Here is a 22831-nt window from a genome sequence, read left to right on the forward strand (position 1 = left end):
AAAACCCGACACCAGCGTGCCGGGCCGGGCCCATCAGCCGCCCCTGGCGGCCTCGTATTGTTCATGCGCGCGCCGCAAGCGCTCGCGGCTGTTGCTAAGGTGGGTGCGCATGGCGGCGCGTGCCGATTCGGGGTCCTGGCGCGCGATGGCGCTATAGATGTCTTCATGCTCGCGACGCACCCGTTCAAGGTAGATCTCGGGCGCGTCGCGCGGAATGTGGGCGGAGGTCTGGCGCGCGCGCGGCAGCAGTTCCTGGTTGATGTGGCTGAGCACATCGTGCAGATAGGGGTTGTTGGCCGCCTGTGCGATGGACAGGTGGAACTGGGTGTCCGCAGTCGCCGTCTCGCCGCCGCCATTGCAGCGCGCCAAGAAGGCGTCCAGCGCCGCGCGGATGCGCGCCAGCTGTGGCTCGCTGCGCCGGCCTGCCGCCAGGCCCGCCGCTTCAGTCTCAAGGCTGATGCGCAGTTCCAGGATGGACAGCACGTCCTCCTTGGTCATTTCGCTCTTGGCGCTCAGGCCCATGTGCTGCGGCGCGCGGCCCAGCACGAACGTGCCCACACCCTGGCGCGTTTCCACCATCCCCGCGGCCTGCATGTGCGATATCGCTTCCCGCACCACCGAGCGGCTCACGCCCAGCGCGCGGATGATCTCCGCCTCCGACGGCACTTTCTCTCCGGGGGCAATGCGGCCGTCCTTGATCAGGTCTGCGACGTAGCTGACGACGCCGTGCGCCAGCGAGCGCGGTTTTGGCAGTGCGGGGGTAGGGCGGCTTGAATCCATGGATGGGCTGGGTCTCAAAACACAAGTTGCGTTTTCTAAAAGTGATGATTATACTTGCTTCCAAGTTGTCAGACGACCGATAACTTGGGGCCGGCACTACCAGCGTCACGGCGAGACAAAAAGGACAGCGCGGCAACGCAAGATCCTCCGCCGACGTGAAGAAGAAAATTCTTACACCATGGAGGAGACACCATGCAGCACCGCACCCGTACATCCCCGCACCGGCTGGCCCGCACATCCATCGCCCTTGCCGTCATGGCCCTTGCCGGACAGGCCGCCGCGCAGGAAGCCGACGCCTCTGCTTCCGCTACTGCTTCCGCAACCGCTTCCGCTGCCCCCATGCAGAAAGTGGAAGTAACCGGCTCCACCATCAAGCGCGTGGCCAGCGAAATGGCCTTGCCAGTCACCACCGTCAAGGCCGACGAATTTACCAACGCCGCCCTGACCACCGTGGCCGACGTGGTCACTTCCATGCCGGTGGCGTCCACCAACGTGCCCTCGGCCGCCGGCGCCGGCACCAACATGAATATGCGCGGCATCGGCATCAACCGCACCCTGGTGCTGCTCAACGGCCGCCGCATGGTGAATGAACCGCTCAGCAACGGTTTCGTCAACGTCGATATGATACCGATGAGCGCCCTGAACCGCGTGGAAGTGCTGCGCGACGGCGCGTCCTCGACCTACGGCACGGACGCCATCGGCGGCGTGGTCAACTTCATCACCAAGCGCACCTACAAGGGCTTGAATGTGACCGCGCAGGGCGTGGTGCCGGAAGCGTCAGGCGGCGGCCGCGAACACCGCCTGAGCATCCTGGGCGGCATCGGCGACCTGGAAGCGGACGGCTGGAACATCTACGCCACGGTGGACACGCACAAGCGCAGCGCGCTGGCCGCAGCGGACCGCCCTGAGCTGAGCAGCCCTGAACGCCTGGCCGAACTCGGTATCGCGCCGCGCGCGGCCACCGGCAGCTACGCGCAGCCGGCCAACGTGTTCTCGCCCAGCACGGGCATCACCGGCAATCCCTATTTCTCCGCCGGCTGCACGCCGCCATACTCCACGCCGGCGCTGCGCAACACCTGCATCCAGAATCCCAACTACTACGTGCTGGCGCTGCCGGCCAATTCGCAGACCACCTTCTTCACCAAGGGCAGCCTGAAGCTGTCCGAAGACCACCTGCTGACGGCTGAACTGCTGTACGCGAAAGAGCACATCACCACGCAGCGCGCGCCCAGCACCACGGTCGGCTTCAACGGCGCGGTGGCGCAGATCACGCCCAGCAGCCCATACTATCCGGGCGGTTCCGCCGGCGTGCCCGCGATCGCGGGTCTGAACGGCTCCACGCTGAACGTGTCCTGGAGCGTGGCCGAGCTGGGCCCGGCCATTGCGCGCGACCAGCAGCAAGCCACGCGCCTGGTGTTGGCCGACGAGGGCCGCATCGGCAAGTGGGACTACCGGCTGGGCTTCATCTACGGCGCCGGCGAGCGCGATTCCTGGTTCCGCCAGGGCTACGTGAATGGCCTGAAGCTGCAGGCGGGCGTGCGCAACGGCGTCCTCAATCCCTTCGGTACCCAGAGCGCGGCGGGCCTGGCCTACCTGAAGGAGATTTCAGCCGACGGCGGCCAGATCCGCCACACCACCAACCTGTACACCGGCGTGGACCTGACCGTCACGCGCGAACTGATGCAGCTGGCCGGCGGTGCGCTCACCCTGGCCACCGGCGCCGAGTTTCACCACGACGGCAACAAGGACCGCGCGCTGGACGGCGTGATCGATGTGCCCTATCAGAACCGCCTGCCCAGCTTCGCCTCCGGCCACCGCAATATCAGCGCGGTGTTCGTGGAGACCGACCTGCCGGTGACGAAGGAGCTGGACTTCAACATCGCCGCCCGTGCCGACAGCTATTCCGACTTCGGCAACACCGTCAACCCGAAAGCCAGCTTCCGCTACCAGCCCGCCAGGAACCTGATGCTGCGCGGCTCCGCCAGCACCGGCTTCCGCGCGCCCACGCTGTTCGACCGCTACGGCTACCGCCTGCCGGGTGCCACCGCGCTCACCACCAGCCGCTGGGACGATCCGGTGCTGTGCCCCGGCACGCCCGGCCTGGCGGGCACCGGCAAGGCGGTGGCGGGCGCCAATCCGCTCATCGTGTGCAACGCCCTGCTGCCGGTGCAGCAGGGCAGCAACCCGGACGTGCTGCCCGAGAAATCGCGCAGCCTCACCCTGGGCGTGGTGCTGGAGCCGATGCGCAACATGATGCTGTCGCTGGACTACTACAACATCCACTTCCGCAACAGCATCGGCCAGCTGCCGCAGAACGCCATCTTCACCAACCCGGCCAAGTATGCCGACCTGTTCGTGCGCAACGCGGACGGTTCGCTGGCCTACGTGAAGAACACTGTGATGAACCTGGGCGACCTGCGCACCAGCGGCGTGGACGTGGGCTTCAGCTACGGCTTCCCGAGGCAGCCGGTGGGCGACTTCAAGATAGCCCTGGACGGCACCTATGTGCACCAGTTCGAGAACCAGAACGAGAAGGATGGCGCCTGGATATCCAACCTGGGCCGCTTCGGTTCCGTCGGTTCGGGCAATGTCAGCGCCAGTCCCACCTACACCTTCCGCTGGAAGCACTCGCTGCGCCTGTCGTGGGCCAAGGGCGACTGGTTCTCGCAGCTGACGCAGAACTTCAACACCGGCTACCACGATCTGAACAACGTGGCGCCGCAGTACTTCCGCGACATCAAGCCGTACTCGGTGTGGAACCTGACCGCTTCCTACAAGGGCTTCAAGCACATCACCCTGACCGGCGGCGTGAGCAACCTGTTCGATACCGAGCCGCCTGTCACCAATTCGAATTCCACCGCGTACGCGAACAACATCGCCAGTCCGATAGGGCGGGCGTTCAACGCGCGCGTCAGCTACGAGTTTTAAGGCCGGCCCCGGCCCGTTTTGGCGGGCGCGCCGGGCAGTGCCGGGCGCGTCCCCTTTTTTTGAACCAAATCCGAGACAGCACATGAAAATCGAACGAGTACAAGGAACCGTCTTCCACTATCTGACCAGCCGCAGCGTCGATAGCGCGGGACACTCGCATCCCGGCCCGGAGAAGCGCGCCACCATGGCCATGGTCACCATCACCGCCGACGACGGCAGCAAGGGCTACGCGTTCGGCCCGCCCGAAGTGGTGCGCCCCCACATCCTGGAGGCGTTTGCGCGCAAGGTGCTGATCGGGCAGGACCCGTTCGACCGCGAACGCCTGTGGCAGGACCTGGTGCACTGGCAGCGCGGCAGCGCCGGCCAGCTCACCGACCGCGCCCTGGCCGTTATCGAGCAGGCGCTGTGGGACCTGGCCGGCCGCGCGCTGAACACGCCGGTGTACAAGCTGCTGGGCGCCTACCGCGACAAGGTGCCGGCCTACGGCAGCACCATGTGCGGCGACGAGCTGAAAGGCGGGCTGTCCACGCCGGACGAATACGCGGCCTTCGCCGTCAAGCTGGTGGAGCGCGGCTACAAGGCCATCAAGCTGCACACCTGGATGCCGCCGGTGTCCTTCGCGCCCAGCGTGTCCATGGACATCAAGGCCTGCGCGGCGGTGCGCGAGGCGGTGGGCCCGGACGTGGCGCTGATGCTGGACGGGTATCATTGGTACAGCCGCAGCGACGCGCTCACCATCGGCCGCGCGCTGGAACGGCTCAACTTCGCGTGGTTCGAGGAGATGATGAACGAGCAGAGCATCGCGTCCTACGCCTGGCTGGCCAACCAGCTCGACATCCCCATCGTGGGGCCGGAGTCCATCTCGGGCAAGCACCACAGCCGCGCCGACTGGGTGCAGGCAGGCGCCTGCGACATCCTGCGCGCCGGCGTGCCGGGCGTGGGCGGCATCACCCCCACCATGAAGGTGGCGGCGCTGGCTGACGCTTTCGGCATGAACTGCGAAGTGCACGGCAACGGCGCGGCCAACCTGGCAGTCACCGCCGCCATCAAGAATTGCGAGTGGTACGAACGCGGCCTGCTGCACCCCTTCCTCGACTACGACGTGCCGCCGGCTTACCTGCGCAGCCTGCCGGACGCGATGGACGCCGACGGCTTCGTGCACCTGTCGCAGCAGCCGGGCCTGGGCGAAGACATCGACTTCGACTACATCGCGGCCAGCACCGTGGAATCCTACTAGGGCCGGGCCATGAAACGTGCAATCAAACGGGCCTGCGGCGGCGCGCTTGCTGCCGCGCTGGCTGCGGCGCTCGCGCTGCCGGTGCCGGCGCTTGCCGCCACCCCGCGCGACCAGCTGGTGATCGGCATGAACATGAACAACCTGCTGTCGCTGGACCCGGCCGGCGCCACCGGCAACGACGTGCTGGGCGTGGTGGCCAATCTGTATGACTACCTGGTGGAACTCGATCCGCACGACCTGAGCCAGGTGCGCCCGGCGCTGGCTGAACGCTGGGAGATTGCGCCGGACGGCATGAGCCTGACCCTGACGCTGCGCGGCGACGCGCGCTTCCAGAGCGGCCGCGCGTTGACGGCTGCGGACGCCGCCTGGTCGCTGCAGCGCGTGCTCAAGCTGAACCTGGCCATGGCCTCGCCGTGGAAGAGCTACGGCTTCAGCGCCGGCAACGCCGAGCGCCTGATCCAGGCGCTGGACGCGCGCACCCTGCGCATCACGCTGCCCGAGCCGACCGACCCCAAGATGGTGCTGTACACGCTGGGCACCTCGGTCAGCGCGGCTATCCTGGACCGCGACACGGTGCTGGCGCACCAGAAAAACGGCGACCTGGGCGCGGCCTGGCTGCTGACCCACGCAGCCGGTTCCGGCCCCTATGCGCTGACCGAGTGGCGCGCCAAGGACGCCATGCTGCTGGACCGCTACGACGGCTACTGGCGCGGCCCGGCCAGGCTGCGCCGGGTGGTGATGCGGCATGTGCCCGAGTCCCTGTCGCTGCGCTTCATGATCGCGCGCGGCGACGTCGACCTGGCGGCCGGCATGGCCGGCCCCGACATCGAGGCGCTGAAGCACGACGCCAGCGCGGTGGTGCAGCCGGTGCTGCGCGGCACCTCCTACTATGTGGCGGTGAGCATGAAGGACGCGAAATTCGCCGACAAGCGGGTGCGGCTGGCGCTGCGCAAGCTGATCGACTACGACGGCATCAACAAGGCCATCATGCCGCACTACGGCGTGGCGCACCAGCGTCCGGTGATGATAGGCCTGGCGGCCACGCTGCCCGACCCCGGCTACAAGCTGGACGTGGCCGCGGCGAAGCAGCTGCTGGCGGAAGCGGGCTACCCGGACGGCTTCCGCACCACCATCAAGGTGCTGTCCGATCCGCCCATGATCAACATCGCCACCGCGCTGCAGGGCACGCTGGCGCAGGCTGGCATCCAGGCCAGCATCCAGTCCGGGACCGGCAACCAGGTGTACGGCGCCATGCGCGACCGAAAATTCGAGATCGTGGTGGGGCGGGGCGGCGGCGGCGTGGAGCCGCATCCGCACGCCAACCTGCGCGCGCTGGTCTACAACCCGGACAACCGCGACGCCGCCAAGCTGACCAACTTCCAGGGCTGGCGCACCTCCTTCCACAGCCCGGCGATCAACCGGCTGATCGAGCAGGCGGTGCGCGAGCGCGACCCGGACGCGCAGAACGCCATGTACCGCGAAGTGCAGCAGCTGTACGACAGTGAGGTGGGCGCGATCCAGCCAATCTCGCAGATGCTGGAGACCGTGGTGCTGAGCAAGCGGGTGCACGGCTACGTGGGGCATCCCTCGGCCACCACCCACCTGCGGGACGTCTACAAAGATTAGACGCCCGCCCATAAAAATAACGGAGACACATCATGAATGCTTTCTGGGCACGCGCCGGCACCATGCGAACGCGCTTGCTCAGCACCCTGGCCACGCTGCTTGGCTTGCTGGTGCTGACCTTCTTCATCGGCAGGGTAATGCCGATCGATCCCGTGCTGTCCATCGTCGGCCCGGACGCGGATGCGTCCACCTACCGCGAGGCGGCGGCCCGCCTGGGCCTGGACCAGCCGCTGTGGGTGCAGTTCGGGCGCTACCTGGCCGAACTGGCGCAGGGCAACCTGGGTACTTCGCTGCTGACCGGTAACGCCGTCAGCGCCGACATCGCGCGGGTGTTTCCCGCCACGGCGGAACTGGCCACGCTGGCCATCGTGCTGGGCGTGCTGGCCGGCGTGCCGCTGGGCGTGTGGGCCGCCAGCCGGCGCGGCCGGCTGGTGGACCACGTGGTGCGCGTCATCAGCCTGGCGGGCCATTCCACGCCGGTGTTCTGGTTCGCCATGATGGGACTGCTGGTGTTCTACGCCTGGCTGGGCTGGGCCGGCGGTTCGGGGCGCATTGCGCTGGCCTATGACGGCGCCATTCCGCGCGTGACCGGCTTGCTGCTGGTCGACACGCTGCTGGCCGGGAACCGGGACGCATTCGCCAACAGCGTCAAGCACATCCTGCTGCCGGCCTGCATCCTCGGCCTGCACTCGATGGCCTACATCAGCCGCATGACGCGCAGCTTCATGCTGGCGCAGCTGTCGCAGGAGTACATCCTCACCGCGCGCGTGAAGGGGTTGTCGGAAGCGGCGGTGATCTGGCGCCACGCTTTCCGCAACATCCTGGTGCAACTGCTCACCATCGTTGCGCTGGCCTACGGCGGTTTGCTGGAAGGCGCGGTCCTGATCGAGACCGTGTTTGCCTGGCCGGGTTTCGGCCAGTACCTGACCAACAGCCTGCTGCTGGGCGATATGAATTCGGTGATGGGGTGCGTGCTGCTGGTCGGCGTCATCTTCGTCACGCTCAACCTCGTCTCGGACGCCTTGTACCAAGTTTTCGACCCACGGATGCATTGATGCTGACACCTACCATGCCTGCTGTCCCCGACCCAAGCGTCGCCTCCGGCACCGCGCCGGCACTGCCGCCCCGCGCGGCCGGCCCCTCCGGCTCCGCCTCCGCCGCTTCCGCGCTGCGCGAATCGCTGCGGCGCGCGCTGCGCCACCTGCTGCTCAATCCCATGACCCTGGCGGGCCTGGTCGTGATCCTGCTGCTAATCGCGGTGGCCTGCTGCGCGCCCTGGATCGCCACCCACGACCCGATGCGCCAGGACCTGGCCGCCACTTTGCAGGCGCCCGGCGCCGCGCACTGGTTCGGCACCGACGAATACGGCCGCGACACCTTCAGCCGCCTGGTCTACGGCGCCCGCACCACCCTGTACATCGTCGGCCTGGTCACCATCGTGGTCGGGCCGGTCGGACTGGCGGTGGGCGCCACGTCCGGCTACTTCGGCGGCTGGGTGGACACGCTGTTCATGCGCATCACCGACATCTTCATCTCCTTCCCCAGCCTGGTGCTGGCGCTGGCCTTCGTGGCGGCGCTCGGGCCCGGCCTGGAGCACGCGGTGATCGCCATCGCGCTCACGGCATGGCCGCCCATCGCCCGCCTGGCGCGCGCCGAAACGCGCACCCTGCGCAAGGCCGACTTCGTGGCTGCGGTGCAGCTGCAGGGCGCCTCGCCGCTGCGCATCCTGGTGCGGCACATCGCGCCGCTGTGCCTGTCCTCGGTGCTGGTGCGGCTGACCATGAACATGGCCGGCATCATCCTGACCGCCGCCGGCCTGGGCTTCCTGGGACTGGGGGCGCAGCCGCCGTCGGCCGAGTGGGGTGCGATGATCTCGGCCGGGCGCCGCTACATGATGGAGTGCTGGTGGCTGGTGGCCATGCCCGGCGCCGCCATCATGGTGGTCAGCCTGGCCTTCAACCTGCTGGGCGACGGCCTGCGCGACGTGTTTGACCCGCGCAGCTGAGAGGAATGACAATGACAAGCAAAGAGACCAAGCTGGAAGTGGAAGACCTGAGCGTGCGCTTCGCCACGCGCGACGGGCTGGTGGACGCCGTGCGCGGTGTGTCGTTCAAGCTGGGGCGCGAGAAGCTGGCGATTGTCGGCGAATCCGGTTCCGGCAAATCGACCGTGGGGCGCACGCTGCTCAAGCTGCACCCGGCCAGCGCCCGCATCGACGCGCGCGTGCTGCGCTTCGGCGACACCGACCTGCTGCAGGCCGGCGAGAAGCAGATGCGCGCGATACGCGGCCAGCGCATGTCCATGATCATGCAGGACCCGAAATACTCGCTGAACCCGGTGATGAAGGTGGGCGACCAGATCGCCGAAGCCGTGCTGGCGCATGAAGGCGGACGGCGGCTGCCGCGCGCCGAAGTGCGCGAGCGCGTGATATCCATGCTGGAGCAGGTGCGCATCCGCGAGCCGCAGCGCGTGTACGACCGCTACCCGCACGAAGTGTCCGGCGGCATGGGCCAGCGCATCATGATCGCGATGATGTTGATTCCGAATCCCGAAGTGGTGATCGCCGACGAGCCGACCTCCGCGCTGGACGTGTCGGTACGCGCGCAGGTGCTGTCGGTGCTGGACGACCTGGTGGGGCAGCGCGACCTGGGCCTGATCTTCATCAGCCACGACCTGAATCTGGTGCGCAGCTTCTGCGACCGCGTGCTGGTGATGTATGCGGGGCGGGTGGTGGAGTCCATCGCGGCGGCGGACCTGGACAACGCGCAGCATCCCTACACCCGGGGCCTGCTGGCCGCGCTGCCCAGCATCGACGTGCGGCGCCCGGTGCTGCCGGTGCTGCAGCGCGATCCCAACTGGCTAACCCACTAGGAGTGCGATCCATGATCACGGTAAACGACCTGGCGCTGACATTCGGCAGCGGCGCCCAGCGCAACAAGGTATTGAACGAAGTGGGTTTCTCGGTGGCGGAAGGGGAGGTGTTCGGGCTGGTGGGCGAATCCGGCTCGGGCAAGAGCACGGTGCTGCGCTGCCTGGCCGGGCTGTATTCGCACTGGGAAGGCGACATGCGCGTCGCCGGCCGGCCGCTGGGCCGCGCGATAGACCGCGAGCGTTGCCGGCTGATGCAGATGGTGTTCCAGGACCCGTACGGCTCGCTGCATCCGCGCCACACGGTGGACACGGCCTTGTCCGAGCCGCTGAAGATCCACAAGATGGACAACATCGGCGAGCGGGTGCGGCAGATGCTGCTGAAAGTGGGACTGAACGATTCGTTCCGCTACCGTTATCCGCACCAGATGTCCGGCGGGCAGCGGCAGCGCGTGGCGATCGCGCGCGCGCTGATCCTGGAGCCGCGCATCCTGCTGCTGGACGAGCCCACGTCGGCGCTGGACGTATCGGTGCAGGCCGAAATCCTGAACCTGCTGGCCGACCTGCGCGCCCGGGAAGGCCTGACGTACATCCTGGTCACCCACGACCTGGGCGTGGTGGTGCACCTGTGCGACCGCGTGGCGGTGATGCAGCAGGGACGCATCGTCGACACGCTGGACAGCGCCCTGCTCAGCAGCGGCGGCGCTACCCATCCCTATACCCGCAGCCTGGTTGCGGCGACGCGTAGTTACAGCAGGGAGCAGGCGGCTGCTTGATGCAAGGGCCGGCGGGTTACGGCTGCGCCTAACCCGCTCTACGGAGGCAAGGAGGCGGACCTGAAATTGACAGGGCGTAGGGCGGGTTAGCCGGAACGGCGTAACCCGCCTATCCTAGCCTGCCTTCGGCTCAAAGCGGCGCAGGAAGTCCAGCAGTGCTTGCGCGGCGATTTCGGCGTCGTCGGCGGTCATGGTTTCGAGCGGGTTGTGGCTGATGCCGCCGTTGCCGCAGCGCGTGAACAGCATGGCCACGTCGGTGATGGCCGCCATGGCCATGGCGTCGTGCCCGGCGCCGGACAGCAGGTCGAAGCGCGGCAGGCCGGTGCGCTCGACCGCTGCGCCCAGCTGGTCCATCAGCCACGGCGCGCACGGCGCCGCCGAGGCTTCCACCACCTTCTCCAGCTTGAATTCGATGTGGCGCCGCGCGCAGATGGCGGCGATGCCATCCAGGACGTCCTGCACGGCCGACTGGCGCACGGCGTCATTTGCCGCGCGGATGTCGAGCGACAGCTTGCACGCGCCCGGAATCACGTTGACCGAACCGTTCGGCACCTGCAGCTGTCCCACGGTGCCGACCAGCGCATCGGCGGTGCCGCAGCGCTGCTCCACCAGCAGCACGATTTCCGCCGCCGCCGCCGCCGCATCCTTGCGCATGGACATCGGCGTGGTGCCGGCGTGGCTGGCCAGGCCGCGCAGTTCCACCAGGTAGCGCGAGCTGCCCGCAATCGCGGTGACCACGCCCAGCGGCAGGCCGCGCTGCAGCAGCACGGGGCCCTGTTCGATATGCACTTCCACGAAAGCCAGCAGCTTGGCAGGATCGCGCGCAATCGCCGGAATGGCGGACACGTTGTGGCCGGCGCCTGCCAGCGCGGTGCGCATGCTGACGCCGTCCGCGTCCAGCTGCTCCAGCAAATTCATGTCGAAGCGGCCGGTGATGGCGTTACTGCCCAGGAAAGTGGAGCGGAAACGCACGCCTTCCTCTTCGGCGAAGCCGACGATCTCGAAGTCGAACGGCAGCTTTTCGCCCGTGGCGTGCAAATGCTTGACGATGGCGACCGGCAGCAGGATGCCGAGGCGGCCGTCGTATTTGCCGCCGTTGCGCACGGTGTCGTAGTGCGAACCGGTCATCAGCGTCTTGGCGTCGGCTGCGCCGGAGAGATAGCGGCCCACCACGTTGCCCACTGCGTCGATGTGTACTTCCATGCCCGCCTCGCGCATCCAGTCCGCCAGCTGGGCGGCGGATTTCAGGTGCGCGTCCGTCATGTAGGCGCAGGTCAGGCCGTCGGCGTCGTCGCTCCATTGCGCCAGTTCTTCCGACCATTGCATGATGGCCGGGCCGAAGTCCATCTTCACGCCCAGCAGGTCGTTGATGCGCATTTCGGCGATGCGGTGGATCTGGCGCAGGCATTCCTGCTGCTCGTCCGCCACCTGGTTGCGGAAGCGGCGCGTGAAGGTGGCGATGATCTGCTGGCGCGTCAGGCCGTTCCCGGTCGGGCCTTTCACGGCCAGGATGAAGGGGAAGCCGAACTTGGCGTTGTAGTCGGCGTTCAGCGTGTGCAGCGTGGCGAATTCCTCCGCGCTGCACAGGTTCAGGCCGGACTTGGCTTGTTCGCTGGTCGATTCGGCAGTCAGCTCGCCGGCGATGGCTGCCTTGCCAGCCAGCTCCGGGTGGGCGCGGATCAGGCCCAGTTGCTCGTCCTGCGTGGCGCGCGTCACCTCGGCCTGCAAGGCCTGCTTCAGCGCCGTCACGCTGGCGAAGGGACGCAGCGCTGCGGCGCGCTGCGGTATCCATGGCGAGTGCTCGTAGATGCCGTGCAGGCGCTCGGCGAAAGTGGGGACGTCGCAGCTATTCAGTTCGGAGAGTGTAGTCATCGTTATATCCATCCTTGGAGCGTCGATGATATATCTGCCGGTATAGGCGGGCTATATGCCGCCGCCTATGACCCTTATCATTTCAGCAGAGCTTTCGCGGCCTCGCTGACCTGGTCGCGCAGCCATTTGTGCTCGGGCGCGGCGTGCACCCGCTCGTGCCACAGCTGGTAGAAGCGCATCGGCGGGAACTTGATCGGCACCGTGTAGGTTTTCAGCGGCAGCGTCTTTTCATGGAAGCGGATGAACTGGCGCCCGGTGGTCAGCACCAGGTCGGTCTGCGTCAGCATATAGGGGATCAGGCCGAAATAGGCCGATTCCACCACCACGTTGCGGCGCATGTTCTGGCGCTCCAGGAAGGCGTCGATCACGCCGTGGTAGCCGGGCAGCAGCTGCGAGGGCGCCACGTGCGGCAGCGACAGATAGTCCTCGGCCGTCATGGCCTCGCTGGGTGTGCGCTTGGCGTAGGGCGCGCCGGCGTGCATGGCGCAGATGATGGGGTCCTCGAACAGCTTGGACATGTGCAGGTGCTCGGGCGGTTCGTCCCAGTTGGCGATCACCAGGTCCAGGTCGCCGTCCGACAGCAGGCGCACGTAGTCCACTCCCGGCCCCAGGCCATGGATCACGATGCGGCTGAGCGGCGAGCCGCGCCGCAGCGCCGACACCACGTTGGGCAGGAACTGCGTGTCCAGGTAGTCCGGCGCGGCGATGTGGAAGGTGCGCGCTTCCTCCTGCGGCACGAAGGGCGTCTTCTTGATGAACAGGTTCTCCGTTTCATCGAGGATGCGCTTGGCGGGCTTGAGCAGGCTTTCGCCATGCTGGGTCGGCACCATGCCGCGCGCGCCGCGCACCAGCAGCGGGTCGCCGGTCAGTTCGCGCAGCTTGCGCAGGGAGGCGGAGATCGAGGGCTGCGGCTGATTCAGCTTGAGCGCAACGCGCGATACATTCTTCTCCACCAGTAGCAGGTAGAGGATGCGGATCAGGTGCAGATCGAGATTTTTGGGCAGGCTGGACATAGGCTGGCTTTATATCAGATCGGATATGAGAAATATACGATATATTTCATGGCGCTGGGACGAAAACCGTTTATCTTCTGTAAATTGCCGCTACTTCATTCTTGAGGAATCCATGGAAGTTTTCGCCTATCTGATCCCGTATGGCCTTGAGTGGCTGAACCTGATCGTGCGCTGGCTGCACATCATTACCGGCATCGCCTGGATAGGCGCTTCGTTCTACTTCGTCTGGCTGGACAATTCGATCCGCCCACCAGCCGCCGGTTCGGAGCTGGCGAAGAAGGGCGTCTCGGGCGAGTTGTGGGCGGTGCACGGCGGCGGATTCTACAACCCGCAAAAGTACCTGGTGGCGCCGGCTGAACTGCCCAAGGAACTGCACTGGTTCAAATGGGAAGCTTACACCACATGGCTGTCCGGCTTCGCGCTGCTGACCATCGCCTACTATTTCAACGCGCAGGCCATGATGGTGGACAAAGCCGTGGCGGACCTGGGCAGCCTGCAGGCCGTGGGCCTGGGCATTGCCTCGCTGGTGGTTGGCTGGACCGTGTACGACCTGCTGTGCCGTTCGCCGCTGGGCAAGCATGACTTCTGGTTCGGCGTGGTGGTGTTCGCGCTGCTGGTGGCGGCGTCGTACGTGCTGACGCATTTCCTCAGCGGCCGCGCGGCCTACATCCACGTGGGCGCCATGATAGGCACCATCATGGTGGCCAATGTGCTGATGCTGATTATTCCTGGCCAGCGCAAGATGGTGTCGGCCATGGCGGCCGGCGGCCTGCCGGATCCGGTGCACGGCCAGCGCGCCAAGCAGCGCAGCGTGCATAACAACTACTTCACCTTGCCGGTGCTGTTCATCATGATCAGCAATCACTACGCCATGACCTACCGCCACGAGCATGCATGGCTGGTGCTGGCGGCCATCATGGTAGCCGGCGTGTTCATCCGCCACTTCTTCAACCTGCGCCACAAGGGCCGATTGGAGTGGCGCTACCCGGCCATCGGCGTGGCCATCCTGCTTGCCGTGGCGGTGGCGATTGCACCGCCGCCGCCGGCAGCGCGGGCTGCCGCCGCGGCGGGCCCCGCGCCGGCATCGCAGTTCGCCAAGGTGCAAGCCATCATGGCGCAGCGCTGCGTGTCCTGCCACGCGGCCGCGCCCACGCAGCCCGGCTTTGCTGCCGCGCCGGCCGGCGTGATGCTGGAGAACGAAGCCGAGATCCGCCAGAACGCGGAGAAAATCTACAAACAGGCGGTGCAGCTGAAAGCCATGCCGCTGGCGAACCTGACCAATATGACCGACGACGAACGCGCCCAGCTGGCCGCATGGTTCGAGTCCGGCGCAAAATAAAGGACCAACATGAGCAAGCAAGAGCAACTGATCCAGTGGATCGACGCCCACTTCGACGAAGAGGTGGCCTTCCTGCAGCAAGTGCTGCGCGTGCCCACCGATACTCCGCCCGGCAACAACGCGCCGCACGCGGACATGATCGCCGAGGCGGTGCGGGCCCACGGCTGGGAGGCCGAGAAGCACGCCGTGCCCGAGCAGGTGGTGCGCGACTACGGCATGGAGACCATCACCAACCTGATCGTGCGACGCCCTTACGCCGACGGCGGCCCCACGGTTGCGCTGAACGCCCACGGCGACGTGGTGCCGCCCGGCGAGGGCTGGACCTATCCGCCCTACGGCGGCGTAATCGACAATGGCTACATCTACGGCCGTGCGGCCGCCGTGTCGAAATGCGACTTCGCCACCTATATCTTCGCCGCGCGCGCGCTGGAAGCGCTGGGCGTGCCGCTGAAGGGCAAGCTGGAACTGCACTTCACCTACGACGAGGAGTTCGGCGGCCTGCTGGGGCCGGGCTGGCTGCTGGAGCAAAAGCTCACCCGGCCGGACTTCGTCATCGCAGCGGGCTTCAGCTACAACATCGTCACCGCGCACAACGCCTGCCTGCAATTTGAGATCACCGTGCACGGCAAGTCCGGCCACGGCGCCATGCCGGAAACCGGCCACGATGCACTGCAGGCCGCGACGAAGATCCTGAACGCGCTGTACGGCCAGGTGGCCGAGCTGAAGAAGGTCAAATCCAGGGTGCCCGGCATCGACAGCCCCACCATGCTGGTGGGCCGCATCGACGGCGGCACCAACACCAACGTGGTGCCCGGCAAGGTGGTGATGAAGATGGACCGCCGCATGATACCGGAAGAAGACCCGGTGGCCGTGGAGGCGCAGGTGCGCGCGCTGATCGAAGATGCGGTGCGCGGCGAGCCCGGCATCCGCATCGAGATCAAGCGCCTGCTGCTGTCGCACGCCTTGCGCCCGCAGCCTGGTTCCGAACAGCTGGTGGCCAACATCCAGAAGAACGCCAAGGCCATCCTCGGCGAGGACATCCCCGCCGTCGGCACTCCCCTGTATGCGGACGCGCGCCTGTACGGCGAGCAGGGCATCCCGGCGGTGCTGTACGGCGCCGGTCCGCGCACCGTGCCGGAATCGAACGCCAAGAAGGCCGACGAACGGCTTGCATTGGATGATTTGCGCAAAGCGACTAAAATCGTCGCATTGACGCTGGCCGACTTCCTGGCCTGAACAAGGAGCTGCAATGTTTGAAAAGAAGATGATGGCGGGCTGGGGGGACATGGACTTCAACAGCCACATGCGCAATACCGCCTTCCTGGACAAGGCGGGCGACGTGCGCATGCTGTTCCTGTCGGAGCACGGCTTCAGCATGAGCGAATTCAAACGCCAGAACATCGGCCCGGTGGTGATGAAGGACGATATCGCCTACTTCAAGGAAGTGATGCTGCTGGAATCGATCACCGTCACGCTTGCCCTGGCCGGCATGTCACAGGACGGCAGCCGCTGGCTGCTGCGCAGCGACGTCTATCGCGGCGACGGCAAGCTGGCCGCGCGCATCACCAGCGCCGGCGGCTGGCTGGACCTGGTGGCGCGCAAGCTGATCGTGCCGCCGCCGGCGCTGCTGGCCACCTGGCAGATCCTTGAGAAAACCGAGGACTTCACCGAGCTGCCCAGCAGCGTGGCGCGCTGACCTGCCCTGAATACTAGCGGAACACCGGCCGGAAGAACGAGCGCTCGTAGCTGATGAAGCACTTGGTCTGCTTGTAGTAGTTCACCGCCGCGATGCATTCCTCGTCGCGTGCGGCGGCGATGCGGTACTGCTCGTAGGCTGCCAGCGATGCGAACGAGAACGATGCCAGCGCCACGTCGCTGGCGCCTTCGCTGGGCATCAGGTAGCCGTGGTGCGTTCCGCCGAGCTTCTCCACCAGCGGGATCCACAAGCGGGCATAGTGTTCAAATTCCGGGAGCTTGTCTGCGTCGATGATGTAGCGCAGGTGGCAGGTGATCATTGTTAGTTCCTGAATAATATTGTGGACCACCAATGTATATCAATTTCGTGCGCCGCAGTCCGCAATGGTTGGCGTTATGGCTGATCCGGTTGTATCAACGCCACCTTTCTCCGCGCAAGGGCTTCGTCTGCGCGTTCCGGGTGCACACTGGGCGCGACGGCTGTTCAGCCTACGGCCTGCGCGTGATCGCGCGCTTCGGGTTGCGGCGCGGCCTGGCACTGCTGGATAGACGCCTGAGCGATTGCGGCCAACAGCACCGTTTGCACGCGCCGCCGCGCGCCCCCGCGCGTTCCGCCCTGCGGCGTCAGGCGGGCTTCTGCGACCTGCCGTCCTGTGACCTGCCGTCTTGCGACGTCCCTTCGGGCGGCGGGGCAGTGTGCCGTGTGTTCGATCCGGTGCTGGAGGCGCTCAATACATTTTTCAGCTGTGCCGATGTTTGCAATGGTTGCGACTGCCGCCGCGATCCTTACCGGGTGAGCCAGTCGGTCAAGGACAAATACAAGCGCAATCGGCCCGTGCCGCCCGACAGCTAGCGCGGGGCGAGCTGAATTTTGCTATTGTTTCGCCATCGAGAACGCTGCAGCGAAAGGAAACATGAAGACGAAGATTTTGCGTGCCGTGCTGGCGGCGGGCGCTGCCCTTGCGGCGGGCGCCGCTCCTGCATCTGCGGCTGCCGCGCCATCCGGCGCGTGTGATTTTGCCGAGCTGCTGCGGCTCCCGCTGGTATCGAACCGGCAGACGCCCTTGCTGGGCGTTGGCGGCGCGGTCAATGGCCAGCCGGTGCAGTTCCTGCTCGATACCGGCGCGGCCCAGACCTTCCTGCTGGACGCGCAAACCAGGCAACTGGACCTGCCCAAGCTGCAGGTGGGCGACGTGGTGTTCGGCGTAGGTGGCCGGACGTCGAAATTCACGGTGGAGGCCAGGGAGGTGGCGATAGGGCCGGTGCGCATGCGCAAGGTGGCGGTGCCGGTGATCGAGGGACTGGAGAAGCTGCCGTTCCAGGCCATCGCCGGCGCCAACTTCCTGCTGCGCGGAGAATTCGAACTGGCCGTGCGCGACGGTTACGTCAAATTCTTCAGCGCCAAGGACTGCGGCGATACCCATATCGCCTACTGGGACAGCGAAGCCATGAGCGTGCCGCTGGTGGCCATGGCGCGCGGCGGGCGGCCCTTGGTAGAGGTTGAGCTGAACGGCAAGAAGACGCTGGCGCTGATCGATACCGGCGCAGGCGGCTCGACGGTGAGCAGGGGTTTCGCTGAAAGCCTCGGTGTCGGCCGCAACGGCGCGGACGGATTCAAGGTGACCGGCATCGGCAGCGCCGCCCGGGATGCCTGGAGCGCGACGTTCGAGTCCTTCCGCATCGGCGACGAGACGGTGCAAAAGCCGGTGCTGGCAATCGTCGACGGAGCTGAAACCGGCGAGTCGCAGCACGGGATGATACTGGGACTGGATTTCCTGCGCGCGCACCGCCTGCTGTTTTCGCCTACACAGAAGCGCGTGTACTTCTCCTATCTGGGCCTGCCCGTGTTCTACAACAAGTAAGCGCCTCTTCCCTCGCCTGGAATCTGCAGGCTGCTTGCACTTCCTCAAGGCGACCGCACGCGGCCGGACCGTAGACTGGGCGCATGCCGAACACTGCGCCGCCCGCCCGCTACGATCTGCCCTGGAAGCTGGCGATGACCCATGCCTTTCAGGCTTTCATGGCCTTCTTTTTTGCTGACTTGTGCTCCCGGATCGACTGGTCCAGGCGGCCGCGTTTCCGCGACAAGGAATTGGCCGGAATCGGTTTCGGCGACGCGCCGGACGGCATGGTGGCCGACAACCTGGTTGAGGTGTGCCTGTGCGACGGCAGCGTGCAGTGGGTGCTGATCCATGTCGAGGTTCAGGCGCAACGCGACGCATCGCTGGCGCGGCGCGTACTGGACTACAACTACCGTATCTTCAAGGAGTACGGGCGGCCCGTGGCCAGCCTGGTGCTGCTTGCCGACGATGATCCGGGCTGGCAACCGCACGCCTTTCATAATCACGTACTGGGTACGGTAATGGGCATCTCCTTCAGCACCGCCAAGCTGCTGGACTATGCTGCTCAGACTGATGCATTGCTGGCCTCGCATAATCCCTTTGCCTGGGTCACGCTGGCGCATTTGCGCACGCAGCAGAGCCGCCACGACCCGGAACAGCTTTACGCTGCCAAATGGCAGCTGACCAAGCTCCTGTACCAGCATGGCTGGCGCAAACGGCGCATAATTGTTTTGTTCAGAGTGATCAATTGGATGATGGCCTTGCCGGCGCCTCATCAGGAGCGGTACTGGCAGGCTGTCCTTGAGCTGGAGAAGGAGCGCAACATGGAATGGATCACGCCGCTGGAGCAGTCGTTCGTGGACAAGGGGTGGAAGAAGGGCCTGGAGCAAGGCCTGGAGCAAGGCCTGGAGCAAGGCTTGGAGCAAGGCTTGGAGAAAGGCATGGAGCGCGGTCTGGAGAAAGGCCTGGAAGAAGGCCTTCAACAGGGCCGCAAGGAGGGTGCGGCAGCGTTGCTGGAACGGCAGCTGGCGCGGCGTTTCGGGCCGTTGCCGCAGGCCGTCCGGAGCAAGCTTGCCCAGGCCGGCGCCGAGCAACTGGCAAGCTGGAGCGACGCGCTGCTGGAGGCGCGTACGCTGCAGGAGGTGTTCGAACAAGATCCGGGCGCTGCCGGCGCGCCCTGAGGCCTGCGGATAGCAAAAGGCCGGGACATGGTCCCGGCCTTTTGCTTTACTGCTTCAGTGTGCGTTCAAACAGCTGGTAGATGCGGCGGTACTGGTCGTACCAGCTTTCCGGCTGCACGTAGGCGTGGCGCTCCAGCGGGTAGCTGGCCAGTTCCCAGTTGTCCTTCTTCAGTTCGATGAAGCGCTGCGCCATGCGCACCGAGTCCTGGTAGAACACGTTATCGTCCACCATGCCGTGCGCGATCAGCAGGTTGCCCTTCAGCTTGTCCGCATATTCGATCGGCGACGACACCTTGTACGCTTCCGGGTCCAGCTCCGGCGTGTTCAGGATGTTGGCGGTGTACTCGTGGTTGTAGGTGGTCCAGTCGGTGACCGGGCGCAGCGCGGCACCGGACTTGAATTTCCCGGGCTCGCGCAGCAGCGCCATGAAGGTCATGAAGCCGCCGTAGCTGCCGCCGTAGATGCCAACGTTGGCCGCGTCGCCCTGGTGGTTGGCCACCATCCAGTTCAAGCCGTCCACGTAGTCATCCAGTTCCGGGTGGCCCATCTGGCGGTAGATGGCGGTGCGCCAGTCGCGGCCATAGCCTTTCGAGGCGCGGTAATCCATGTCCAGCACGATGTAGCCTTTTTCCACCAGCAGGTTGTGGAACATCTGCTCGCGGAAATAGACCGGGAAGCGCTTGGTGGTGTTCTGCAGATAACCGGCGCCGTGCACGAACATCACCACCGGATATTTTTTGCCCGCTTCCAGCCTGGCTGGGCGGTACAGCTTGGACCAGATCGGGCCGGCGCCGTGCGTGGACGGTACGGCCACCAGTTCCGGCTGCACCCAGTTGCGCGCCTTGTAGTCCGGCGTGCGCGTATCGGTCAGCCTGGCTGTGGCGCCAACGCCGTTCGCGGCGAGTGCGACCGTGGCAATCTGCGCCGGCATATAGGCTGACGAGTAGTGCACCAGCAGCTTGCGCTGGTCCGGCGACACGGCATACTGCTCCACGCCGCCATCGAGCGCGGTCACTTCGCGCACCGCCGCGTCCTTGGCGTTGACGGAGCACACCTCGTACTCGCCCGGCGTCTTTCGGTTGCACAGCACGAAGGCGGTGCCGCCGTCGGCCGACCAGGTCACGCGCGTGGCTTCCCACTTGCCCTGCGTGAGCGCGCGCTGCTTGCCGTCCGCGCCCAAGGTGTACAGGTGCGAGTAGCCGCTTTCCTCGGACAGGAACCACAGCGTGGCATTGTCCGGCAGCCAGCCGAATTCGTTGTAGCTGCCGTTCACCCAGGCCGTGTCGCTGATGCGGTGCAGCGGCTTGAGCGCGGCGGCCGGCAGGTCGATGGCGGCGATCCAGCGGTCCTTGTTGTCCACCGCGCGCAGCATCACGGCCACTTTGGCGCCGTTGTCGGTCCAGCTGATGCCGCCGTCGGTCTCGTCGTCCAGGCGCAGTGCCCGGTTGCCTTTCTGCGCGGGCAGCTTCTGCGCTTCGCGCATGGCGGCCAGCGGGTCGGCGGCTATGCCGGGCAGGGCGTCGAATGTGATGTCCCGCACTTCGCGCGTCTTCAGGTCCACCAGCTTGAGCGACTGCGCCTTGGGCATGTCGCGGCCGACGCGGGTGCGCTGGTCGTCCGCTTCCTCGTATCCCGATTCGGTCACGTAGCGCGGCATCTTGCCGATGCGGCCCTTCTCGCCCTTGGGCGAGGTGGCGATCACCAGGTAGCGGCCGTCCGGCGACAGCGAAGTGGCGTCGATCACCACCTTGTCGCCCAGGTAGATCGGCTGCGGGCCGCGCGTGGCGTCGGCCGCGCGCTCGGCGTCGCCGCGCTCGCGCAGCGCGTCCTTGTCGTCCTTCTGGCGCTTCAGGGTGGCGATCAGCCGCAGCTGCATGTCGCGCAAGGAATCGGCATCGGGCGCGGCGGCCGGGTCTTTCGCGGTGCGCGGCAGCGCCACCGGCGACACCAGCCGCTCGGCGCGGTTCCAGCTGAACCAGTCGTGGCCCACGCGGTACTGCACGCTGCGGCCGTCGGCCGAGTATTGCGCGGCCACCGGCGCCGGCGTGGCGCCTTTGCTGATCTGTGTCAGCGCGCCGGATTTCAGGTCGCGCTCGAACAGGTCGCCGTTGCGCAGCATCAGCGCGCGGCTGCGCTCGCGGTTGTACTGCACGCTGGCGCTGTCCAGGTTGGCCAGCTCGCTGTCGGTGACTTTGCGCGGCGGCTGGTCGGCGCGCAAGGCGGCCTGGGCACCCGCCTGGAAGGTGTCGCGCAGCGGCGAACCGGTGCGCTTCTGTTTGTAGTACACCTGCTTGGCGTCCCAGCTCCACCAGGCCGTTTCCACCGGGGTGCCCAGCCAGTCCGGGTGGGACATGGCCTGGTCCAGCGTGATGGGGGACGGCGTCGGGGACTGGGCCGCGGCCGGGATCGCCGGCGCTGCGCACAGGGCCGCGCCAAGCGCGGTAAGGGCTAAAATTCGCATCGTTTCTTGTGGGAATGGGCAAAGTCGAGCGGGCATTCTAGCGCAACTGCCTGGGGCCTAATGTATAAGCATGTATCAGCATGCTAGCCAGCGGAGGCCTTAACTAAAGGCTAACGGCGAAAATGTTACGCTGCCGCAGCAATTGTGTAAGCTGGTCCGGTTAGCTTCGTTTCCACGGAGATACAACATGACCAAGCAAACGGTGCAGCGCGCGGCGGCAGCCCTGGTGTTGCTCGCAGGATTGGGCCTGGCCGCATGGTGGTGGCAGGGAGGCGGCCCGTCCGGCAGGGCCGTGCCGCTGGAACCGCTGATTCTGGCCACCAACACCAGCTATGTTGCCATGTGCCCCATCCTGGCGGCGCAGCAGCAGGGCTATTTTGCGCGCCATGGCATTGCTGCCCGGATCCAGCCGCATACCAGCGGCAAGGCGGCGCTGCAGGCCGCGCTTGACGGCCAGGCCAACCTTGGCACTGTGGCCGATATCCCCATCATGTTTGCCGTCATGGAGCACGTGCCGGTGGCGGTGGTGGCGACCTTTTTCCGCGCCGAGCGCGACCACGGCATCGTCGGCCGCAAGGACCTGGGCGTGACCTCGCCCCCCAGCCTGAAAGGCAAGCGCGTCGGCGTCACGCTGGGCACTTCCAACCACTTCGTACTCAATGCCTTCCTCAACCGCCAGCACCTGGCTGCCGGCGAAGTCACCATGGTCAATATGAAGCCGGAGGAATTCGGCGCCGCCCTGCTGCGCGGCGACGTGGACGCGGTGTCGGGCTGGGAACCGTACCTGGACGCGGTGCTCAAGCAGCTCGGCCCGAACGGCGTGATGTTCGACGCCGAGGACCTGTACGAGATCCCCTACAACATCGCCGGCACCCGCGACTATGTGCGCAGCCATCCGGACACCATCAAGAAGCTGCTGCGCGCGCTGATCGAAGGCAACCGCTACTGCGCCGAGCATCCGCAGGCGGCGCAGGAGATGACCGGCGCCGTGCTCAAGGGCGGCAGCGAAAAATGGCGCGAGCTGTGGCCCACCTACCACTTCTCGGTCGGCCTGGACCAGGCGCTGCTGGTGGCGCTGGAAGACCAGTCCCGCTGGGCCATGGCAAACCGCCTGGCGGCCCGGGGCGCGGTGCCCAACTTCCTTACCGCCCTGGACTACCAGCCCCTCAAGGCAGTGGCGCCGGCTGCCGTGACGGTCATTCACTAAGGGGACG

General features: G+C 66.3%; 19 protein-coding genes. 14 read left to right on the plus strand and 5 right to left on the minus strand.

Annotated features, from left to right (window positions below):
• Window positions 1-33 precede the first annotated feature (33 nt).
• Window positions 34-780, minus strand: coding sequence for a FadR/GntR family transcriptional regulator (locus ASC94_RS19800; RefSeq protein ID WP_056399195.1), 747 nt, complete (start codon window positions 778-780; stop codon window positions 34-36).
• Window positions 781-972: 192 nt separating this feature from the next.
• Between ASC94_RS19800 and ASC94_RS19805 the strand changes: the two genes are divergently transcribed.
• From ASC94_RS19805 to ASC94_RS19835, 7 genes are all read left to right on the plus strand, one after another.
• On the plus strand, window positions 973-3708 hold the full coding sequence (locus tag ASC94_RS19805) for a TonB-dependent siderophore receptor (protein ID WP_056399197.1): 2736 nt from the start codon (window positions 973-975) through the stop codon (window positions 3706-3708).
• Between the two features lie 82 nt (window positions 3709-3790).
• Window positions 3791-4945 carry a mandelate racemase family protein gene (locus ASC94_RS19810; RefSeq protein WP_056399200.1) on the plus strand — a complete coding sequence of 385 codons (1155 nt, stop codon included), beginning with the start codon at window positions 3791-3793 and terminating at the stop codon, window positions 4943-4945.
• Between the two features lie 9 nt (window positions 4946-4954).
• Window positions 4955-6571, plus strand: coding sequence for an ABC transporter substrate-binding protein (locus ASC94_RS19815; protein WP_056399202.1), 1617 nt, complete (start codon window positions 4955-4957; stop codon window positions 6569-6571).
• Window positions 6572-6603: 32 nt separating this feature from the next.
• Window positions 6604-7626 carry an ABC transporter permease gene (locus ASC94_RS19820; RefSeq protein ID WP_056399204.1) on the plus strand — a complete coding sequence of 341 codons (1023 nt, stop codon included), beginning with the start codon at window positions 6604-6606 and terminating at the stop codon, window positions 7624-7626.
• A 14-nt stretch (window positions 7627-7640) separates the two neighbouring features.
• Window positions 7641-8576 (plus strand): ABC transporter permease, encoded by a 936-nt coding sequence (locus ASC94_RS19825; protein WP_082616703.1) that lies wholly within the window; start codon window positions 7641-7643, stop codon window positions 8574-8576.
• Window positions 8577-8587: 11 nt separating this feature from the next.
• Window positions 8588-9442, plus strand: a complete 855-nt coding sequence (locus ASC94_RS19830) for an ABC transporter ATP-binding protein (RefSeq protein ID WP_200955789.1) — start codon at window positions 8588-8590, stop codon at window positions 9440-9442.
• 11 nt (window positions 9443-9453) lie between these two features.
• Window positions 9454-10215, plus strand: a complete 762-nt coding sequence (locus tag ASC94_RS19835) for an ABC transporter ATP-binding protein (RefSeq protein WP_056399210.1) — start codon at window positions 9454-9456, stop codon at window positions 10213-10215.
• Between the two features lie 114 nt (window positions 10216-10329).
• Here ASC94_RS19835 and ASC94_RS19840 read toward each other — a convergent pair whose 3' ends face one another.
• Together ASC94_RS19840 and ASC94_RS19845 are read right to left on the minus strand one after the other, a co-directional pair.
• Window positions 10330-12087 carry an allantoate amidohydrolase gene (locus tag ASC94_RS19840; protein ID WP_056399216.1) on the minus strand — a complete coding sequence of 586 codons (1758 nt, stop codon included), beginning with the start codon at window positions 12085-12087 and terminating at the stop codon, window positions 10330-10332.
• 77 nt (window positions 12088-12164) lie between these two features.
• A complete protein-coding gene (locus tag ASC94_RS19845) occupies window positions 12165-13100 on the minus strand; it encodes a LysR substrate-binding domain-containing protein (RefSeq protein ID WP_056399218.1) in 936 nt (311 codons plus the stop codon).
• A 112-nt stretch (window positions 13101-13212) separates the two neighbouring features.
• Between ASC94_RS19845 and ASC94_RS19850 the strand changes: the two genes are divergently transcribed.
• From ASC94_RS19850 to ASC94_RS19860, 3 genes are read left to right on the plus strand one after another with little or no spacing between them, the layout of a single operon-like run.
• Window positions 13213-14439, plus strand: a complete 1227-nt coding sequence (locus tag ASC94_RS19850; RefSeq protein ID WP_056399220.1) for a urate hydroxylase PuuD — start codon at window positions 13213-13215, stop codon at window positions 14437-14439.
• A gap of 9 nt (window positions 14440-14448) precedes the next feature.
• Window positions 14449-15675 (plus strand): M20/M25/M40 family metallo-hydrolase, encoded by a 1227-nt coding sequence (locus ASC94_RS19855; RefSeq protein WP_056399229.1) that lies wholly within the window; start codon window positions 14449-14451, stop codon window positions 15673-15675.
• A gap of 13 nt (window positions 15676-15688) precedes the next feature.
• A complete protein-coding gene (locus ASC94_RS19860; RefSeq protein ID WP_056399232.1) occupies window positions 15689-16135 on the plus strand; it encodes a thioesterase family protein in 447 nt (148 codons plus the stop codon).
• 13 nt (window positions 16136-16148) lie between these two features.
• Here ASC94_RS19860 and ASC94_RS19865 read toward each other — a convergent pair whose 3' ends face one another.
• Window positions 16149-16454, minus strand: a complete 306-nt coding sequence (locus tag ASC94_RS19865) for an NIPSNAP family protein (RefSeq protein WP_056399235.1) — start codon at window positions 16452-16454, stop codon at window positions 16149-16151.
• Window positions 16455-16486: 32 nt separating this feature from the next.
• On the opposite strand from ASC94_RS19865, the gene yidD reads away from it, so the two are divergent.
• The 3 genes from yidD to ASC94_RS19875 all read left to right on the plus strand — a co-directional run bounded on the left by yidD (window position 16487) and on the right by ASC94_RS19875 (window position 19156).
• Window positions 16487-16987, plus strand: coding sequence for a membrane protein insertion efficiency factor YidD (gene yidD / locus ASC94_RS32005; protein WP_082616684.1), 501 nt, complete (start codon window positions 16487-16489; stop codon window positions 16985-16987).
• Window positions 16988-17048: 61 nt separating this feature from the next.
• The gene (locus ASC94_RS19870; protein ID WP_056399238.1) at window positions 17049-17996 is read left to right on the plus strand and encodes a retroviral-like aspartic protease family protein; all 948 of its coding nucleotides are present in this window, start codon (window positions 17049-17051) and stop codon (window positions 17994-17996) included.
• An 83-nt stretch (window positions 17997-18079) separates the two neighbouring features.
• Window positions 18080-19156 (plus strand): DUF4351 domain-containing protein, encoded by a 1077-nt coding sequence (locus tag ASC94_RS19875; protein ID WP_056399241.1) that lies wholly within the window; start codon window positions 18080-18082, stop codon window positions 19154-19156.
• 46 nt (window positions 19157-19202) lie between these two features.
• Here ASC94_RS19875 and ASC94_RS19880 read toward each other — a convergent pair whose 3' ends face one another.
• Complete coding sequence (locus ASC94_RS19880) at window positions 19203-21617, minus strand: prolyl oligopeptidase family serine peptidase (RefSeq protein WP_056399244.1); 2415 nt, start codon at window positions 21615-21617, stop codon at window positions 19203-19205.
• 187 nt (window positions 21618-21804) lie between these two features.
• On the opposite strand from ASC94_RS19880, the gene ASC94_RS19885 reads away from it, so the two are divergent.
• Complete coding sequence (locus tag ASC94_RS19885; RefSeq protein WP_056399247.1) at window positions 21805-22824, plus strand: ABC transporter substrate-binding protein; 1020 nt, start codon at window positions 21805-21807, stop codon at window positions 22822-22824.
• Window positions 22825-22831 lie beyond the last annotated feature (7 nt).

The sequence above is a fragment of the Massilia sp. Root418 genome (assembly GCF_001425265.1).
GTDB lineage: Bacteria > Pseudomonadota > Gammaproteobacteria > Burkholderiales > Burkholderiaceae_D > Rugamonas.

What these genes read in the sequence shown, in the direction of transcription:
- ASC94_RS19800 (WP_056399195.1), bottom strand. Translation starts at nt 780, where the DNA reads ATGGATTCAAGCCGCCCTACCCCCGCACTGCCAAAACCGCGCTCGCTG.
- ASC94_RS19805 (WP_056399197.1), top strand. Translation starts at nt 973, where the DNA reads ATGCAGCACCGCACCCGTACATCCCCGCACCGGCTGGCCCGCACATCC.
- ASC94_RS19810 (WP_056399200.1), top strand. Translation starts at nt 3,791, where the DNA reads ATGAAAATCGAACGAGTACAAGGAACCGTCTTCCACTATCTGACCAGC.
- ASC94_RS19815 (WP_056399202.1), top strand. Translation starts at nt 4,955, where the DNA reads ATGAAACGTGCAATCAAACGGGCCTGCGGCGGCGCGCTTGCTGCCGCG.
- ASC94_RS19820 (WP_056399204.1), top strand. Translation starts at nt 6,604, where the DNA reads ATGAATGCTTTCTGGGCACGCGCCGGCACCATGCGAACGCGCTTGCTC.
- ASC94_RS19825 (WP_082616703.1), top strand. Translation starts at nt 7,641, where the DNA reads ATGCCTGCTGTCCCCGACCCAAGCGTCGCCTCCGGCACCGCGCCGGCA.
- ASC94_RS19830 (WP_200955789.1), top strand. Translation starts at nt 8,588, where the DNA reads ATGACAAGCAAAGAGACCAAGCTGGAAGTGGAAGACCTGAGCGTGCGC.
- ASC94_RS19835 (WP_056399210.1), top strand. Translation starts at nt 9,454, where the DNA reads ATGATCACGGTAAACGACCTGGCGCTGACATTCGGCAGCGGCGCCCAG.
- ASC94_RS19840 (WP_056399216.1), bottom strand. Translation starts at nt 12,087, where the DNA reads ATGACTACACTCTCCGAACTGAATAGCTGCGACGTCCCCACTTTCGCC.
- ASC94_RS19845 (WP_056399218.1), bottom strand. Translation starts at nt 13,100, where the DNA reads ATGTCCAGCCTGCCCAAAAATCTCGATCTGCACCTGATCCGCATCCTC.
- ASC94_RS19850 (WP_056399220.1), top strand. Translation starts at nt 13,213, where the DNA reads ATGGAAGTTTTCGCCTATCTGATCCCGTATGGCCTTGAGTGGCTGAAC.
- ASC94_RS19855 (WP_056399229.1), top strand. Translation starts at nt 14,449, where the DNA reads ATGAGCAAGCAAGAGCAACTGATCCAGTGGATCGACGCCCACTTCGAC.
- ASC94_RS19860 (WP_056399232.1), top strand. Translation starts at nt 15,689, where the DNA reads ATGTTTGAAAAGAAGATGATGGCGGGCTGGGGGGACATGGACTTCAAC.
- ASC94_RS19865 (WP_056399235.1), bottom strand. Translation starts at nt 16,454, where the DNA reads ATGATCACCTGCCACCTGCGCTACATCATCGACGCAGACAAGCTCCCG.
- yidD (WP_082616684.1), top strand. Translation starts at nt 16,487, where the DNA reads ATGTATATCAATTTCGTGCGCCGCAGTCCGCAATGGTTGGCGTTATGG.
- ASC94_RS19870 (WP_056399238.1), top strand. Translation starts at nt 17,049, where the DNA reads ATGAAGACGAAGATTTTGCGTGCCGTGCTGGCGGCGGGCGCTGCCCTT.
- ASC94_RS19875 (WP_056399241.1), top strand. Translation starts at nt 18,080, where the DNA reads ATGCCGAACACTGCGCCGCCCGCCCGCTACGATCTGCCCTGGAAGCTG.
- ASC94_RS19880 (WP_056399244.1), bottom strand. Translation starts at nt 21,617, where the DNA reads ATGCGAATTTTAGCCCTTACCGCGCTTGGCGCGGCCCTGTGCGCAGCG.
- ASC94_RS19885 (WP_056399247.1), top strand. Translation starts at nt 21,805, where the DNA reads ATGACCAAGCAAACGGTGCAGCGCGCGGCGGCAGCCCTGGTGTTGCTC.